Source organism: Dickeya undicola (genome assembly GCF_000784735.1).
In the GTDB taxonomy this organism is placed as follows: Bacteria; Pseudomonadota; Gammaproteobacteria; order Enterobacterales; family Enterobacteriaceae; genus Dickeya; species Dickeya undicola.
Genome location: NZ_JSYG01000069.1, coordinates 1 through 449 on the forward strand (window position 1 = coordinate 1; position 449 = coordinate 449).

General features: G+C 61.0%; 1 protein-coding gene. It reads left to right on the forward strand.

The genetic code is table 11. From position 1 onward, the window contains the following. On the forward strand, positions 1–449 hold a 449-nt coding region (locus OB87_RS19355; protein ID WP_033570994.1), incomplete at both ends, for an enolase C-terminal domain-like protein.

Genomic DNA, 449 nt, shown 5'->3' on the forward strand with positions numbered 1-449 from the left:
CCGGAAGAGTACGGTCAGTTCGCCGAAAAGCTGGTGAAACGCGGTTACAAGGCCATCAAGCTGCACACCTGGATGCCGCCGGTGTCGTTCGCGCCCAGCCCGAAAATGGACGTCAACGCCTGTGCGGCGGTGCGTGAGGCGGTGGGGCCGGATATCAGCCTGATGCTGGACGGCTACCACTGGTACAGCCGCAGCGAGGCGCTGTATATCGGCCGTGAACTGCAAAAACTGAACTTCACCTGGTTCGAAGAGCCGATGGAAGAGCAGAGCATGGCGTCCTACAGCTGGCTGAACAAGAATCTGGACATTGACGTCATCGGGCCGGAAAGCCTGGGTGGGAAATACTTCAGCCGCGCCGACTGGGTGAAAGAAGGTGCCTGCGACATTCTGCGTGCCGGGGTGCAGGGCGTGGGCGGGATTACGCCGTGCCTCAAGGTAGCCCATCTGGC